The sequence below is a fragment of the Streptomyces sp. NPDC048277 genome (assembly GCF_040652235.1).
Classification (GTDB): Bacteria; Actinomycetota; Actinomycetes; order Streptomycetales; family Streptomycetaceae; genus Streptomyces.
In genome coordinates, this window is sequence record NZ_JBEZLQ010000012.1 from 147467 (window position 1) to 162450 (window position 14984).

At 71.6% G+C, this 14984-nt stretch carries 17 protein-coding genes; 10 read left to right on the plus strand and 7 right to left on the minus strand.

The window, feature by feature from the left end; all coding sequences use genetic code 11:
• Nucleotides 1–97 precede the first annotated feature (97 nt).
• A complete protein-coding gene (locus AB0D85_RS25770; protein ID WP_362324507.1) occupies nt 98–277 on the minus strand; it encodes a hypothetical protein in 180 nt (59 codons plus the stop codon).
• Nucleotides 278–613: 336 nt separating this feature from the next.
• On the opposite strand from AB0D85_RS25770, the gene AB0D85_RS25775 reads away from it, so the two are divergent.
• Nucleotides 614–2692, plus strand: coding sequence for an ATP-binding domain-containing protein (locus tag AB0D85_RS25775; RefSeq protein ID WP_362324510.1), 2079 nt, complete (start codon nt 614–616; stop codon nt 2690–2692).
• 83 nt (nt 2693–2775) lie between these two features.
• Here the strand turns inward: AB0D85_RS25775 and AB0D85_RS25780 are convergent, their stop codons facing one another.
• Complete coding sequence (locus AB0D85_RS25780) at nt 2776–3486, minus strand: copper homeostasis protein CutC (protein WP_362324513.1); 711 nt, start codon at nt 3484–3486, stop codon at nt 2776–2778.
• A gap of 117 nt (nt 3487–3603) precedes the next feature.
• On the minus strand, nt 3604–4272 hold the full coding sequence (locus tag AB0D85_RS25785; protein WP_362324516.1) for a maleylpyruvate isomerase family mycothiol-dependent enzyme: 669 nt from the start codon (nt 4270–4272) through the stop codon (nt 3604–3606).
• Nucleotides 4273–4319: 47 nt separating this feature from the next.
• On the opposite strand from AB0D85_RS25785, the gene AB0D85_RS25790 reads away from it, so the two are divergent.
• Nucleotides 4320–4985 carry a hypothetical protein gene (locus AB0D85_RS25790; protein ID WP_362324519.1) on the plus strand — a complete coding sequence of 222 codons (666 nt, stop codon included), beginning with the start codon at nt 4320–4322 and terminating at the stop codon, nt 4983–4985.
• A gap of 33 nt (nt 4986–5018) precedes the next feature.
• Nucleotides 5019–6065 (plus strand): GNAT family N-acetyltransferase, encoded by a 1047-nt coding sequence (locus tag AB0D85_RS25795; RefSeq protein ID WP_362325051.1) that lies wholly within the window; start codon nt 5019–5021, stop codon nt 6063–6065.
• Between the two features lie 51 nt (nt 6066–6116).
• Here AB0D85_RS25795 and AB0D85_RS25800 read toward each other — a convergent pair whose 3' ends face one another.
• Complete coding sequence (locus AB0D85_RS25800; RefSeq protein ID WP_362324522.1) at nt 6117–6386, minus strand: DUF4031 domain-containing protein; 270 nt, start codon at nt 6384–6386, stop codon at nt 6117–6119.
• The gene (locus AB0D85_RS25805) at nt 6383–6769 is read right to left on the minus strand and encodes a hypothetical protein (protein ID WP_362324525.1); all 387 of its coding nucleotides are present in this window, start codon (nt 6767–6769) and stop codon (nt 6383–6385) included. Before AB0D85_RS25805 ends, AB0D85_RS25800 begins: the two co-directional genes overlap by 4 nt.
• Before the next feature lie 55 nt (nt 6770–6824).
• Between AB0D85_RS25805 and AB0D85_RS25810 the strand changes: the two genes are divergently transcribed.
• The 3 genes from AB0D85_RS25810 (at nt 6825) to AB0D85_RS25820 (ending at nt 10241) form a co-directional block, all read left to right on the plus strand.
• Nucleotides 6825–7754: a MurR/RpiR family transcriptional regulator gene (locus AB0D85_RS25810; RefSeq protein WP_362324528.1), complete on the plus strand. Its 930-nt coding sequence runs from the start codon at nt 6825–6827 to the stop codon at nt 7752–7754.
• A gap of 137 nt (nt 7755–7891) precedes the next feature.
• Nucleotides 7892–8821 (plus strand): N-acetylmuramic acid 6-phosphate etherase, encoded by a 930-nt coding sequence (murQ, locus tag AB0D85_RS25815; protein WP_362324531.1) that lies wholly within the window; start codon nt 7892–7894, stop codon nt 8819–8821.
• A 16-nt stretch (nt 8822–8837) separates the two neighbouring features.
• Nucleotides 8838–10241 carry a PTS transporter subunit EIIC gene (locus tag AB0D85_RS25820; protein WP_362324534.1) on the plus strand — a complete coding sequence of 468 codons (1404 nt, stop codon included), beginning with the start codon at nt 8838–8840 and terminating at the stop codon, nt 10239–10241.
• Here AB0D85_RS25820 and AB0D85_RS25825 read toward each other — a convergent pair.
• Together AB0D85_RS25825 and AB0D85_RS25830 are read right to left on the minus strand one after the other, a co-directional pair.
• Complete coding sequence (locus tag AB0D85_RS25825; protein WP_362325054.1) at nt 10192–11712, minus strand: subtype B tannase; 1521 nt, start codon at nt 11710–11712, stop codon at nt 10192–10194. The two genes, AB0D85_RS25820 and AB0D85_RS25825, sit on opposite strands and share 50 nt — an antisense overlap.
• Nucleotides 11713–11861: 149 nt before the next feature.
• Nucleotides 11862–12254, minus strand: coding sequence for a hypothetical protein (locus AB0D85_RS25830; RefSeq protein WP_362324537.1), 393 nt, complete (start codon nt 12252–12254; stop codon nt 11862–11864).
• A gap of 114 nt (nt 12255–12368) precedes the next feature.
• On the opposite strand from AB0D85_RS25830, the gene AB0D85_RS25835 reads away from it, so the two are divergent.
• The 4 genes from AB0D85_RS25835 (at nt 12369) to AB0D85_RS25850 (ending at nt 14983) form a co-directional block, all read left to right on the plus strand.
• On the plus strand, nt 12369–13208 hold the full coding sequence (locus AB0D85_RS25835; RefSeq protein ID WP_362324540.1) for a helix-turn-helix transcriptional regulator: 840 nt from the start codon (nt 12369–12371) through the stop codon (nt 13206–13208).
• Nucleotides 13192–13407 carry a DUF397 domain-containing protein gene (locus AB0D85_RS25840; RefSeq protein WP_362324543.1) on the plus strand — a complete coding sequence of 72 codons (216 nt, stop codon included), beginning with the start codon at nt 13192–13194 and terminating at the stop codon, nt 13405–13407. Before AB0D85_RS25835 ends, AB0D85_RS25840 begins: the two co-directional genes overlap by 17 nt.
• 103 nt (nt 13408–13510) lie before the next feature.
• Entirely contained in the window at nt 13511–13870 is a 360-nt protein-coding gene (locus tag AB0D85_RS25845; protein ID WP_362324546.1) for a hypothetical protein, read from the plus strand.
• A 276-nt stretch (nt 13871–14146) separates the two neighbouring features.
• Nucleotides 14147–14983: a hypothetical protein gene (locus AB0D85_RS25850; protein WP_362325057.1), complete on the plus strand. Its 837-nt coding sequence runs from the start codon at nt 14147–14149 to the stop codon at nt 14981–14983.
• The last annotated feature ends 1 nt before the right edge of the window (nt 14984 follow it).

Consider the following 14984-nt stretch of genomic DNA (forward strand, 5'->3'; position numbering starts at 1 on the left):
CGGCGAAGGAGGAGAGGGAGACTGTCAGGAGGGAGATGGACAGTAGGAGAGAGGGAGACGTCACCGTCCGTTTCGGCACGGAGGCGACCCTATGCCGTTACTTGCGGTGTATGCCCGCTTCCTCGCCGTACTCGCCGAGTATCACGACGCTGAACGCCGCGCCGACGAAGACCTTGACGGCACGGAGGGCGTCGCCCAGGCGGTGGTGGGGGACTCCGTCCACGGCTGTGGCGCCCGGGGGACGGCTGGGGGCTGGTGTGATGGTTGCTGCGCTCATGCCTCAATGGTGGAACTTCGGGCATAAGGACGTCATCGGTCCACGGGTCCAATTTCCGGCATCCGCCAGTCCACCCTCGGATGGACCTTGACCCCTGGATCCGACCAGCCCCCAGGGGGACGCTCCCCCTAGGGGACGAGGCCCGGCAGCCGGGCCGGCGGCCGGACGGGGGAAAATCCATTGGCTTCCCCCGCCCCCACCTCACTAGACTCTCCGCTCTTGCCCGCCTCCCTCCCCGGAGTGCCGCCGCCCGGACGGAAACCGGTCGGCTCAGCGCCACCTGCGCGCCACCCACACCTGAGCGCCATCCACCCGCAGGCCTTCGGAGGCACCCCCTTGTCCACGCCCGCCCACGACCCGCTCACGGACCCGCACACGGCCCCCGGCGACAACCCCCTCTCCCGCGAGCGCTCCCACCTCGCCGAGTCCCGCGCCGCCCTGCGCGCCATGCGCGAGGACGCCGAGTCGCTGGACATCAGGGACGTCACCGCGAACTGGGTCAACGCCGAGGTCCTGGCCCGCCAGATCGACGAGCGCATCAAGGCGCTGGCCGACCTCAGCGACACGCCTCTCTTCTTCGGCCGCCTCGACTACCTGCACGCCCCCGGCGCCGACCAGGCCGAGGGCGCGTACGGCGAGCGCTTCTACATCGGGCGCCGGCACGTGCACGACCACGACGGCGACCCGATGGTCATCGACTGGCGGGCGCCGGTCTCGCAGCCGTTCTACCGGGCGTCCAAGAAGGACCCGATGGACATCGCGCTGCGCCGCCGCTTCGGGTACACCCGGGGCGACATCACGGCGTACGAGGACGAACATCTGTCCGACCCGGCGGAGACGGCCCGTACCAGCAAGCTGCTCCAGCAGGAGATCGAGCGGCCGCGCGTCGGCCCGATGCGCGACATCGTCGCGACCATCCAGCCCGAGCAGGACGAGATCGTGCGCAGCGGACTGGGCGGCACCGTCTGCGTACAGGGAGGCCCGGGAACCGGGAAGACGGCCGTCGGCCTGCACCGGGTGGCCTACCTCCTCTACGCCCACCGGGACCGGCTCGCCCGCACCGGCACGCTCGTCATCGGCCCGAACCGGTCCTTCCTCCACTACATCGAGCAGGTGCTGCCCGCGCTGGGCGAGTTGAGCGTGCAGCAGGCGACGGTGGACGACCTGGTGGCGGCCGGCGTCGACGTACGCGGCAGCGACGACGCGCCCGCCGCGATCATCAAGGGCGACGCGCGGATGGCGGAGGTGCTGCGCAGGGCCGTCTACTCGCACGTCACCCTGCCCACCGAGCCGGTCGTGGTGGTCCGCGGCTCCCGTCGCTGGCGCGTCCCGGCGTACGAACTGGAGGACATCGTCCGGGAGTTGCTGGACCGGGGCATCCGGTACGGCGCCGCGCGCGAGGCCCTGCCGCAGCGCATCGCGCACGCGGTGCTGGTCCAGATGGAGCGCTCCGGTGAGGCACCGGACGACCGGGTGCAGGACTCGGTGGCGCGCAACGCGGCGGTGAAGGCGGCCGTCAAGCAGGTCTGGCCGCCGGTCGATCCCGCGAAACTGGTCCTCCGCCTGCTCACGGACGCGGACTTCCTCGCGGAGCACGCCGCCGGGATCCTCGACGAGGACGAGCAGAAGACGATCGTCCGGGCGAAGCCGGTACGGAGCGTGAAGTCGGCCAAGTGGTCGGCCGCGGACGCCGTGTTGATCGACGAGACGACGGATCTCGTCGAGCGCACGCACTCCCTCGGCCATGTGGTCCTGGACGAGGCGCAGGACCTGTCCCCCATGCAGTACCGCGCGGTCGGCCGCCGCTGCACCACCGGCTCGGCGACCGTCCTCGGCGACCTGGCGCAGGGCACCACACCCTGGGCGACCAGGAGTTGGGACGAGGCCCTGTCGCACCTCGGCAAGACGGACGGCGTGATCGAGGAACTGACGGCCGGTTTCCGCGTCCCGACCGACGTCATCACCTATGCCTCCCGCCTCCTCCCCCACATCGCGCCCGGCCTCACCCCGGTCGCCTCGGTCCGTGAGAACCCCGGCTTCTTCGAGGTCCGTACCGCCGAGGACACCGCCGAAGTGGTGCTCGCCTGCGAGGAGTTGCTGCGCAACGAGGGTTCGACGGGCCTGATCGCGGCGGACGCGCGCGTGCCCGCACTCGCCGATGCACTCGCCGCGGCCGGGCTGACCTATCTGAACCCCGGCGAGGAGACCACCGCCGAAACCCGCCTCACCCTGGTCCCGGCGTCACTCGCCAAGGGCCTGGAGTACGACTACGTGGTCCTCGACGAGCCCCAGGCGGTGGTCGACGGCGAACCGGACGAGCGGACGGGGCTACGACGGCTGTACGTGGCCCTGACCCGAGCGGTGTCCGGCCTGATCGTGACCCACGGGGCCGCGCTGCCGTCTCAGCTGGCCTGAGCGGCTAGTGGGGTGCCGCTTGGCGGTCGTCGCCGGGTGCGGGTGCGTGGGGGCCGGGCGCGCCCACGCGGCGGAGCCGCACATCAATGCAGCCCCGCGCCCCTGGGGAGGTCCAGTGCCCGGCGCCAAGCTCGCACCGCCTCCTCCGACACCGGTCCGGTCCACCCGTCCGGTCTCGCCGCGCCGCCGATGTGGAACGCGTCGATTCCTGCCGTCAGGAGGTCGGGGACGTGGTCGAGCCGTAGTCCTCCGCCCACCAGGATCGTCTGCCCGTACCCGGGCTCCCCGCCCCGGCGCGCCTCCGCCAGGAGGGTGGGGAGGCCCTCGTCCACGCCCTGCGCGGCGCCCGCCGTGAGGTAGGTGTCCAGGCCCGGGAGGTCGGCGAGCTCCTTGCGCAGCGCGTCGCGGTCGGCGGCGCGGTCGATGGCCCGGTGGAAGGTCCAGCGGCCGCCGTCCAGCGCGGTCACCACGCGCTCCACCGCGGTCAGGTCCACCCCGCCCGCCGTGTCGAGGAACCCGAGCACGAACTGGTCCGCCCCCGCCGCCCGCAGCTCCCCGGCCACCGCCACCAGGCGGTCCGCGTCGCCCGCCGCGAACCCGTCCGCCAGCCGCAGCATCACGCGCAGGTCGATGTCGACGGCGGCCCGGATCGCGGTGAAGGTCCGGGTCGGCGGGGTCAGGCCGTCGGCCGCCATGTCGGTGACCAGTTCGAGGCGGTCCGCGCCTCCGGCCTGGGCGGCGACCGCGTCCTCGGCGTCGAGGGCGATCACCTCCAGGACTGCACGCGTGCTCATAGGACCCCTTCCGTCGGTGTTCCCCTGGAACGACTACAGGAGGTCTAGTCCAGGAGGTCTAGTCCAATCCCAGGGTACGTGGGGATCGCATGAAGCCGCGAGACCGCCCTCGGCCGCTCACCCGTACAGATTCAGCTCCCTTGCCTCCGCCCCCATCAGCTCGTAGGGCACCCCGTCGGCCGACCGCCCGGTGTACAGCCGTACGAGCGTCGCCGCGTCCCCGAGGAAACGGGCCGGTGTCCGTGTGCCGCTCGGCTCGCCCAGGTGCAGCGGCTCGTCGACGTCGTCCAGATCGGCCTGCAACCGCAGATGTCCGCGCTCACGGGTCACCCGGGCCAGCAGGGAGAGGGCGTGGGGCAGGCCCGCGCCCGCGTAGGCCCCGGGTTCCCCGAGCGTCTCGCGGACGTCGCCGGCGTGCACCCACTCACCCAGGGCTATCGGGTCCAGGATCCCGTCCGCGCGCCCCGCGATCACCGCCCCGGCCTCGGTCATCCCGCGCTCCAGTTCGTCCACGACCCGTGCGTTCGTCCAGTCGGCGCGCTCAGCGATGTCCCGGTCGTTCGACTCGGGCGAGAACACCCCCGGCCCGAAACGGCTCTCCACCACCCTGATCAGCGCGGACGAACAGTGCGCGAGCACATCCCGCACCGACCACCCCGGACACGCGGCGGTCGGCAGCGCGAAATCCGCGTCCGGCCTGGCGCGGAGCAGGGGGATCAGCGCGTCGCGCTCGACGGTGAGAAGACGTCCGGGCAGCAGCGGGTCACGTGCGTCGGCAGCAGTCATGGGTTCCACGCCAGGGGGATGTCAGTGGCGCGCGGGAGAATGAGCGCATGGCCGATCTCGACGCCCTGCGCTCCCGCTGGCTGACCGCCTTCCTCAGGTCGCGGGACGACGACTCCTGCGCGCCTTCCCCGTACCGGTACGCCGACGAGCTGCTCCGCCGCTGGCAGGAGCCCCAGCGCCGGTACCACACGCTCGCGCACCTCACCGCGGTCCTGGACCACGTCGACGTGCTGGAGACGTACGCGGACGACCCGGACCTGGTCCGGCTCGCCGCCTGGTTCCACGACGCGGTGTATCTGCCGGACCGGTCGGAGAACGAGGAGCGCTCGGCCCGCCTCGCCGAGCGCGCCCTCGCCGAGGCCGGGGTGTCCGTGGCCAAGGCCGCCGAGGTCGCCCGGCTGGTCCGGCTCACCGTCACCCACGACCCGGCCGACGGCGACCGCAACGGCGAGGTGCTGTGCGACGCCGACCTCGCGATCCTCGCCGCCCCGCCCTCCGGGTACGCCGCCTACACCGCCGCCGTACGCGAGGAGTACCACTTCGTGCCGAACGACGCCTTCCGCGAGGGCCGTTCCGCGATCCTCCGCCAACTCCTCGACCTGCCCGCGCTGTTCAGAACGCCGTACGGCCGCACGGAGTGGGAGCCGACCGCCCGCTACAACCTCATGGCCGAGCTGGAAATGCTGTCGACCGCGGCGGATCCGGCGTCCTAGGGTGCGCCCATGCAACGGGTAGACGGGGAAGACGTGAAAGAGGCCGTCGCGGGCTCCGTGGCGGTACTGCGACCGGTGGCGGACCGGGACTGGGAGGAGGTCAGGGCCGGACGGCTGGAGTGGAGCTGCCGCACCACGGCGTTCCACCTCACCGAGAGCTTCGTCGGCTACTCCTCCCGTCTCGCGGGCGGCGTGGTGGACGGCCGGCTCCCGCTGCGCCTGGGCCTCGTCGACGGCACCGACAACCACGGCCTGCTGGACGTCGTCGAAGCGACCGCGGCCCTGCTGGCGGCCACCCTCCGCGCCACCCCTCCGAGAGTCCGCGCCTTCCACGCGCAGCCCTTCGGGAGCGCCGACCGCGCGGGCTTCGCCGCGATGGCCGTCGCCGAAGTACTGCTGCACACCCACGACGTGGCGGAAGGACTCGGTATCCGCTACCGGCCCGCCGAGGAACTCGCCGAGTCCGTCCTGACCTGGATCTTCCCGCACGTCCAGCCGGGCCCGGCCGCCTGGCCGACCCTCCTGTGGGCCACCGGCCGCGGCGAGCTGCCCGGCCGCGCCCCGGTCACCGACTGGCGCTGGTACAACAACCTCGTCATACCCGCCGAACGCCTCGACCTCGTCGGCATCCGCCCGGCCGAGGCCCGCGACCTGCGGCTCGGCGGCGACGGCGGCTTCGAGTGGATCGAGGGCGGCCCCTACGAGGGCACCCGGGACGCCGCGGGCTTCCTGCTGAAGGCGTACGAAGGGGGCGTGCACCGGCCGGAGTTCGGCGTCTTCGCCCTGGTCCGCCGGGAGGACGGCCGCGCGATCGGCGGCATGGGCTTCCACTCCGCGCCGGACGAGGAGGGCCGGGTGGAGATCGGCTACGACCTGACCGAGGCCGCCCGCGGCAACGGCTACGCGACCGAAGCGGTCCGCGCACTGGCCGACTGGGCGCTGGCCCGCGACGACGTACGCTCCCTGTTCGCGACCGTCGACGCGGCCAACACCCCCTCCCAGGCGGTCGTCACACGCGCCGGCTTCACCAAGGTGAGCGAGGACGAGGAGGGGATGGCCTTCGAACTGCGGGCGCGGTAGCGGCGACAGCCGCAGTTGCGGTCACTCGGCCACTCCGTCAGTCAGGCGCCGTCATCGGGCCACGTCGCTCTTGCGTCTGCGCAGCCCCGCGCCGTGCAGCAGCCGCACCACCTCGCGGCTGCTGACCTCCACGGCACCGGCCCGCACGGCGTCCGCGTAGCGGTGGGACGGGAGGTCGTAGTGGTCGCGCTCGAAGCCGCGCCGCGGCACGCCCAACCCCTCCGCGAAGACGTGCAGTTCGGCGTAGGACACATCGCTGACCAGGTGGGACCACATCCGGCCGTGCCCCGGCCAGTTCGGTGGGTCGATGTACACCGTCACGAGGAGGCCGCCCCGCTTCCGGTGGCCTGCCCCAGGAAGCCGACGGAGGCGACCTTCACGCCCGCCTTGTGGCAGACCCAGTGCGGGTCCGGGCCGAGTTCCGGTTCGACGTCCAGGGCATGCGGGTCACCGGCGCCGCACACCGGGCACAGCGGCCAGCGGCCGTACCGCTCCAGCAGCGCGTCCTGCACGTCCTGAGCCACCAGCCCCGCCACGTACTGCACGCCGTCCGGCCACTGCTGGACCCACCACCTGCGCTGTACGACGGAGTCCTCGACCAGCGAGACCACGTCCGCCTCGGCGACCTGGCCCGCGACCAGATCGGCGAGCACGAGGGCGCGCGCTGCGTGCAGCGCCTGTTCCAGGGGGCTTACGGGGTCCATGGTCCCATTGTGCGCGGTCTTGACCGGGACACCGAGGCGAAAATATCTTTCAAGGGTGACCGAGAACGTGAAGGAAATTTTCGGAAACCGCTCCGGAAGGGCGACCCCACCGGCTCCCGCCGCCCTCGCGGCCAAGGTCCGTACCCTCGCCCCCTCCATGACCCGTTCCATGCAGCGCGTCGCCGAGGCCGTCGCGGGCGACCCCGCCGGCTGCGCCGCCCTCACGGTCACCGGTCTCGCGGAACTCACGGGCACGAGCGAGGCGACCGTCGTACGCACCGCCCGCGTGCTGGGCTACCCCGGCTACCGCGACCTGCGGCTCGCCCTCGCCGGGCTCGCCGCGCAGCAGCAGTCGGGGCGGGCGCCCGCGATCACCACGGACATCGCCGTCGACGATCCGATCGCCGACGTCGTCGCGAAGCTCGCCCACGACGAGCGGCAGACCCTCGCGGACACGGCGGCCGGCCTCGACACGGCGCAGCTGGGAGCGGCCGTCGGCGCGCTCGCCGGGGCACGGCGGACGGACGTGTACGGCATCGGGGCGTCCGGGCTGGTCGCCCAGGACCTCACGCAGAAGCTGCTGCGGATAGGGCTGATAGCCCACGCGCACAGTGATCCGCATCTGGCGGTCACCAACGCGGTGCAGTTGCGGGCCGGGGACGTCGCGATCGCGATCACGCACTCCGGGTCCACCGGGGATGTCATAGAGCCGTTGCGGGTCGCGTTCGAACGCGGGGCCACGACCGTGGCGATCACCGGGCGGCCGGATTCGTCGGTGACGCAGTACGCCGATCATGTGCTGACGACGTCGACGTCGCGGGAGAGCGAGCTGCGGCCGGCGGCGATGTCCTCCCGGACCGGTCAGCTGCTTGTCGTGGACTGCCTGTTCGTGGGGGTTGCCCAGCGGACTTATGAGGCGGCGGCGCCGGCGTTGGCGGCGTCGTACGAGGCGTTGGCTCATCGGCACGCGAACGTGACCCGATAGACCGTAGGGCTGGCTGTTGTCGGGCGACTGCGGGCCGGATGTGGCTGATCGCGCCCACGCGGCGGTAGCCGCAAATTCAGCACAGCCCCGCGCCCCTGGGGGGTTGCACTCGACCTAGTCAGAAAGAACCGTTTTCCATGACCACCGAACGACACTCCCTCCGTTCCGAACTCGAAGCGCTCACCACCGAGGCGTTTCGGTCCGAGTTCGCCGAGATCGACACGCTGCCCACGCTCGACATCGCCCGGCTCATGAACGGTGAGGACGCCGGAGTGGCCGCCGCTGTCGCGCTGCGTCTCCCCGAGATCTCCGGTGCCATCGACGCCATCGCCGCCCGGATGACCCGTGGCGGCCGGCTGGTCTACGCCGGTGCCGGTACCGCCGGGCGGCTCGGGGTCCTCGACGCCTCCGAGTGTCCGCCCACCTTCGACACCGACCCGGGTCAGGTCGTCGGTGTCATCGCGGGCGGGCCGGAGGCCCTGGTCACGTCGGTGGAAGGCGCCGAGGACTCCGTGGACCTGGCCCGGAAGGACCTCGACGCACTCGGGATCGGCGCGTCCGACACCGTCGTCGGCGTCTCCGCCTCCGGCCGTACCCCCTATGCCGTCGCCGCCGTCGAACACGCCCGCGCCCTCGGTGCCCTGACCGTCGGCCTCTCCTGCAACGCGGGCAGCGCGCTCGCGGCCGCCGCCGAGCACGGCATCGAGGTGGTCGTCGGCCCGGAACTGCTCACCGGGTCGACCCGCCTCAAGGCCGGCACCGCCCAGAAACTGGTCCTCAACATGCTGTCGACGATCACGATGATCCGGCTCGGCAAGACCTACGGGAACCTGATGGTCGACGTCCGCGCGTCGAACGACAAGCTCCGGGCCCGTTCCCGGCGGATCGTCGCCCTGGCCACCGGGGCGGGGGACGAGGAGATCGAGAACGCCCTCACCGCCACCGGCGGCGAGGTGAAGAACGCCGTCCTGGTGATCCTCGCGGGCGTCGACGGGCCCTCCGCAGCCCGCCTTCTGGAGGAGTCCGGCGGCCATCTGCGCGCGGCGCTCACCTCGGCGGGCGGCTGACCCGCACGCTCGGGGAGTGCAGAGATCGCCGTACGACACCGCCGCCGCGCTCCTGCCCCTCGTCGGCGGGCCCGCGAACATCACCTCCGTCGCCCACTGCATGACCCGGCTCCGGCTGGGGATCGCGGACCGGTCGACGGTGGACGAGGAGACGGTACGGGCGGTGCCGGGGGTGCTCGGGGTGGTGGCCGACCGGGACACCCTCCAGATCGTCATCGGCCCGGGGGCGGTGGTGGCGGTGACCGCCGAGTTCGAGCAACTGCTGTCCGCCCAGCGGCTCGCCGCCCGTGGTGCCGAGTTGCGGGTGGACCGTGCCCGGCGCAACGCGACGCCCTTCAAGACCGCCCTCCGCCGTATCGCCGACGTCTTCGTCCCGCTCATCCCCGCCCTGATCGGTTGCGGTGTGCTCGCCGGGTTCAACGGGCTGCTCGTCAACGCCGGTTGGCTGCCCTGGCTCACCCCCGCCCTCGCCGCCATCGCCTCCGGCTTCATGGCCCTGATCAGTGTCTTCGTCGGGTACAACACGGCGAAGGTGTTCGGCGGGACGCCCGTCCTCGGCGGTGCGGTCGCCGCGATCACCGTCTATCCGGGCGTCGCCAAGGTCACCGCCTTCGGTGTCACCCTGGCGCCCGGTCAGGGCGGCGTCCTCGGAGCACTCGCCGCCGCGCTGCTCGCCACCTACGTCGAACGAACGTGCCGAGGCCGCATCCCCGACGCCCTCGACGTCCTCCTCACCCCCACCATCACCGTCCTCGTCGCCGGACTGGCCACGCTCTACGGCCTCATGTACGCGGCCGGTCTCGTCTCCACCGCCATCGGCACCGCCGCGAACTGGCTCCTCGCCACCACCGGCCCCCTCGCCGGACTCGTCCTCGGCGGCCTCTTCCTCCCCCTCGTCATGCTCGGCCTGCACCAGGCCCTGATCCCCATCCACACCACCCTCATCCAGCAGCAGGGCTACACCGTCCTGCTCCCCCTCCTCGCCATGGCGGGCGCCGGCCAGGTGGGCGCCGCGCTGGCCGTCTACGTCCGCCTCCGCCACGACACCTCACTCCGTTCACTCCGTACGACCATCAAGTCGGCCCTCCCGGCGGGCCTGCTGGGCGTCGGCGAACCCCTCATCTACGGCGTGTCCCTGCCGTTGGGCCGCCCCTTCCTCACCGCCTGCGCGGGCGGGGCGGCCGGCGGGGCCTTCGTGGGGTTCTTCGCGGTGCTCGGCGACCGCGTGGGCGCGACGGCCATCGGCCCCTCGGGCTGGGCCCTGTTCCCCCTGCTCAACGGGAACAGGGGCCCGGCCCCCGCGGCGGCGATCTACGCGGGCGGCCTGCTGACCGGCTACGCCGTCGGCTTCCTGGCCACGTACGTCGGCTTCAACGGCGGTGGGCGAGGGGATGCCCCGTCACCTGCGCGATCCAGGTGATGAAGTCCCCGGGGTCGTTGTCGGCGCCGTGCCCGGCGTCCCAGTAGTACGTGATGTCGACGTCGTCGCCGAGGTTCTTCAGACGGGCGGCGAGGTTGGCGGCGACGGTCAGCGAGGTGTCGCTGTCCTTCGTGCCGAGGCGGATCCACCAGTGCCTGGTCCGGTTCGGGTTGACCCGCTGCACCAGGTGGTACATCGGGTTCATCCGGGCCAGCTTCCCGGGGATGTCGCTGTCGAGACGCGCGCTCGCACCCTCCTCGTGGCGCAGGCTGTAGAGGGTGAAGTGGCGGGCGGCGGTGGTGCCGGTGCCGAACTCGTTGCACTCCGGGGTCGACAGGTCGAACGCGTCGAAGGACGGCGCGCCCTTCTTGCGGGCGCCGACATGGGTGAGGAAGTCCGCCCAGGAGAAGGTGGCGTTCGTACCGTCCCAGGTGATGAAGGTGTTCGCGGCGAGGTACGTGTCCCGGTCGGCGTCCGAGAGGGCGGTGAGGTAGGCGGTGGCCGAGGGCTCCAGATGGGTCCTCACCAGGTACGCGTCGAGGTTGCGGTCGGTCAGCCGCCCGAAGCCGGGCGCGCTGAGGCGCAGCGAGGCGAAGTAGTCCGTGAACTCGGCCCTGAGGTCGGCGGAGACGGTCGCGTCGACGGTCGTACCGTCGGCGAGCGGGTTGGTCCCCCAGCACCACTCGTACGACGCGTCGGCATGCTCCAGGTCGGTGATCGGGCACCAGTCGCCGCTCGCGAAGACCGCGTCGCTCGCGTCGGCCGCGCCCAGCGCCGCGAGTTCCGCCGCGTACAGGGGGCTGTCGCCGGACGCGCCGAGCAGAGCGGAGAGCGCGCCACCGGCACTCGTACCCGCCGAGACGATCCGGTCCACGTTGCCCGGTATCCGCCCCCGGTTGAACTTCACGTACCGCACCGCCGCCTTGAGGTCGACGACGGCCGCGGGCGCGCAGCCGTAGTAGACGCCGTTCGCGTCGACGAGGGTGCGGCCCCGGGCGCCCGGCTCGACGACGACGTACCCGGCGAGCAGCGCCAGCATCGTCCGGTTGGGCCCGCTTCCACCGGGTCCACCCGGGCCGCCGGGACCGCCCGGACCACCCGCGCCGCCGCCCCCGCCGATGCCGGTGGCGCCGGCCACCGAGGACGGCATGTAACCGCCGACGTTGTTGGCCAGCAGGATCGGCGCGCCGGTCGCGTCGACGGCCGTCCCGTCCACCGACACCGGAACGCTGACGTTGAGCCCCTGGTAGGTGGCGTCCACCGGGGCGGCCACATAACTGGTGACCTTGTAGAAGTGGTACGTGACATCGTGGGCGGTGCCCTCGGTGTCGGTGATGCTGGTGGTCAGCTCGGTGTACGCGCTCGGGTCGAAGACCAGGACGGAGTCCGTGCTCGTCTTCGTCCGGGTCGTGGCCTGCGCGTCCGTCGCGAACCCGACGGACGGGACCGCGGCGGCCGCGGTGAGCCCCATGACCACAGTTCTGCGCTTCACTCGCTTCACTTCCGTCTCTCCACTAGGCGGCTCGGACAACAGGCGCTAGTGCAGCACTGGTTCACAAAATTGTCAGCAATATTGCGCGAAACCCAGGCTGTTCTCGGCCACCGCCGGGGCAGCCGCCCTCAACAGGGCAGCCTCCGCGCCCTGTTGGCCCACCGCACCTGCGCCCGCAGCACCTCCTCCGGCGGCGCGGGCTCCAGCGACTCCTTCGGACAGTCCCACTCCCGCCCACCGGCCGGCGGCCGCAGCTGCACCTGGCCGCCGACATGCCCCCTCACCTCACCGATCCGCCCGTCCCGCACGTCGGCCACATACGTCCCGAGCGGCGGGCGCTCCCCACGCACCACGGAGGCGAGCCGCTCCGCGACCCGGACGTTGCACCGCCCCAGCTCGACCAGAGCGAACGGCTCGTCGCTCGCGCCGGTCACCGGGTCGACGCAGAGCGACGGCAGCACGACACCGGCATCTCTCAGGGCCACCCGCAACGACTCCACGACTTCCTCGGTCGACCGCACCTTCCGCCACCTCCACGCTGAGTTTCCGGTTCGCCACCCAGCGTGTCCGTCACGCTTCTAACCTGGCTAGATACGGCATCCCAACAACCTCGTCTGTTGGACAGGGGCGTGCACATGGCAGAGCCGAGGGACCTGGACCCGTCGTCATCACCGCGCGGCATGCTGGGCGCGGAGTTACGGCACACACGCGAGCGGAAAGGGCTGAGCCAGGCGGAGCTGGGCCGACGCGTGTTCGTGAGCGGGTCGTACATCGGGCAACTGGAGGCGGGGACGCGGCGGATGCTGCCGGATCTCGCGCACCTGCTGGACGAAGCCCTGGAGACGGACGGCTTCTTCGGGCGGAACTGCAAGGCGGCGGCCAAATCGAGGTACCCAGAGCACTTCGCCGAGGTCGCGGAGGCCGAAGCGCTCGCCACGGCGATCAGGCAGTACACACCGCAGCTGATCCCCGGACTGCTCCAGACGCCCGCGTACGTACGGGCCCTGAACCGCGCGTACGACCCGACGATCCCGGAAGAGACCATCGAGGAGTGGGTGGAAGACCGGATGGCGCGGGCCCGCCTGCTGGACCACCCAACAAGGCCGGTGTTGTGGGTGGTGCTCGACGAGGCGGCGTTGCGCCGGGAGACCGGCGGCCGAGCGGTGATGACGGAGACGTTGCACCACATCGCCGGTCTGGCACGTCGGGGCCGGGTCATCGTGCAGGTGCTGCCGTTCAGCGCGGGTGCTCATTCGGCGATGCAGGGTGCCCTGAAGCTGATGGAGTTCGAGGACGCCCCTCCGCTGGTCTACTTCGAGGGAGTGCGTACCGGGCGGCTGGAGGACGACCCAGCCACTGTCGCCCGACTGAGGTTCGTGTTCGATCTGCTCGTCGCCTCGGCCCTCCCACAGGAGAAGTCCCTGGCCTTGATTGAGGAGTTGGCGCAGGATTACGCCCATGAGGAACATCCCTGACGACGACCTGAACACGGCCGTGTGGCACAAGTCGAGCTACAGCGGCGGTGGCAACGACGACTGCCTCGAAGTCACCCACGACTTCCCCGCCCTCATCCCCGTCCGCGACTCCAAGACGGCCCCCCTCGGCCCGAAGCTCGTGTTCCGGCCGATGACCTGGTCCGCCTTCATCGAAAACCTCAAGAACCTCGGCGTCTAGGGCCGACCCTCCTCGACCTGGATCAGCGGGGCAATCCAAAAAGGCGCCGCCAGCGTACTCAATAGAGAGGTGCAATCCAGGGGGGAGGAAAGGTGCGTCCATCATGCGAGCACAACGCGCGAGGCGTCTCGCCGCGGTGTCCGCGACCGGCATTCTGATGGCCGGCGGCGCCGCGACAGGTGCGGCGGGCACGGCCTCGGCAGCCCCATCCCTGGCAGCCCCCGCCGTGCACACCCAGGTGACCACGAACGGGTGGTGCGGCGACGGTGGTGACTGGGGCGGGCGCTGCTTCGGCCACAACGGGTTCGGCTTCGACAACCGCTTCGACAACGGCTTCCGTTTCGACAACCGCTTCGACAACGGATTCCGCTTCGACAACGGGTTCGATCACGGCTTCGACAACGGTTTCAACCACCACGGCTTCTTCTTCAACCCCGGAGGTTTCCTGATCGTCCTGCCCTGAGCCCTCTTGAGCCTCGGGCTCCCAGCTCCGAGCGCTCTTTTCAAGGAATGGGCAGGGGCCTCAACCCACCCTCCCACCCGGAGAGTTGACTTTGAGCGTTCGGGTTGCGACGCACAGTCACGATCGTCTAGCGTGCCCGCATAACGAACAGAACAGCCCCCGTCAGGTGCTACCAACACCTGCGGGGGCTTGACCAACGAGATCGGAACAAGCGATCCCATGGCTGACAGCCAGCTTAGTGCTACCTTCCTGCCCGCGCACGCTTCCCCGCACCCCATGGCCAACCCCGGCTACGGAAAGCGCTCGGCACCGGACCAACACCGCCGTACCGCCCACGACTTCGCCCACCTGCCACCCCGCGAAGCCGCCATCGCCGCGTATGTCGACCGCCTTCCCGACGGCGCCGACATCTCCGTAAAGACGCTGGCCAAGCAGCTCCCGTACGGGCAGTGCGCACTCCGTACCGCCCTCAACAACCTCCAGCGGGCGGGGCACCTGCGGCGGGGCCGGGAGCATCTCGCCGGCTCGGGCAGCCGGCGCTGGATCACCCGTTCGTGGTGGTCCCGTACCGCTCGCGACGATGACTGGTGGGCGGCGTTCACCCGGGGCGACGTACCGGAGCCGGAGTCTGCGCAGCCACCGGACGCGCCCCGCGGTCGCCCCACCCGCTCCCGCGCCCACATCCTCCTCGCCGCGCTCGGCCGGACGGCCCCCGCGCTCTCCCTCTCGCAGGCCGACTGCGCGGCCCTCGCCCCGCTGCTGGCGGAGTGGTTCGCGCGAGGTGCCACGGACGAGTACGTACGCCAGGCCCTGACCAGCGGTCTCCCCTCCCCCGTCCACCACCCGGCCGCCCTCCTCCGCACACGCCTCGTCGACAAACTCCCGCCCGAGCCGGTGCGGCCGCCTGCTCGCCCGCCGCTCCGCATCCTGGAGTGCGCGAAGTGCGGCACCCCCGGCCGCCCGGAGGCACTACCGGGCGGCATCTGCCGCGCATGCCGGGGCGAACGCGCCCCCAGCAGCCACAACACGCCCCTGTCGGCTCCCGAGGTCCACTCCCGCGCCGCCGAGATCCGTGGCGCGATGACCACACGACGAGAAAGGACACCCGTATGAC

Bases quoted from the DNA above. Each gene is read 5' to 3' on its own strand.
- AB0D85_RS25770 (WP_362324507.1), bottom strand. From the start codon at position 277: ATGAGCGCAGCAACCATCACACCAGCCCCCAGCCGTCCCCCGGGCGCC.
- AB0D85_RS25780 (WP_362324513.1), bottom strand. From the start codon at position 3,486: ATGAGCACGCGTGCAGTCCTGGAGGTGATCGCCCTCGACGCCGAGGAC.
- AB0D85_RS25785 (WP_362324516.1), bottom strand. From the start codon at position 4,272: ATGACTGCTGCCGACGCACGTGACCCGCTGCTGCCCGGACGTCTTCTC.
- AB0D85_RS25790 (WP_362324519.1), top strand. From the start codon at position 4,320: ATGGCCGATCTCGACGCCCTGCGCTCCCGCTGGCTGACCGCCTTCCTC.
- AB0D85_RS25805 (WP_362324525.1), bottom strand. From the start codon at position 6,769: ATGGACCCCGTAAGCCCCCTGGAACAGGCGCTGCACGCAGCGCGCGCC.
- murQ (WP_362324531.1), top strand. From the start codon at position 7,892: ATGACCACCGAACGACACTCCCTCCGTTCCGAACTCGAAGCGCTCACC.
- AB0D85_RS25825 (WP_362325054.1), bottom strand. From the start codon at position 11,712: ATGGGGCTCACCGCGGCCGCCGCGGTCCCGTCCGTCGGGTTCGCGACG.
- AB0D85_RS25835 (WP_362324540.1), top strand. From the start codon at position 12,369: ATGGCAGAGCCGAGGGACCTGGACCCGTCGTCATCACCGCGCGGCATG.
- AB0D85_RS25840 (WP_362324543.1), top strand. From the start codon at position 13,192: ATGAGGAACATCCCTGACGACGACCTGAACACGGCCGTGTGGCACAAG.
- AB0D85_RS25845 (WP_362324546.1), top strand. From the start codon at position 13,511: ATGCGAGCACAACGCGCGAGGCGTCTCGCCGCGGTGTCCGCGACCGGC.
- AB0D85_RS25850 (WP_362325057.1), top strand. From the start codon at position 14,147: ATGGCCAACCCCGGCTACGGAAAGCGCTCGGCACCGGACCAACACCGC.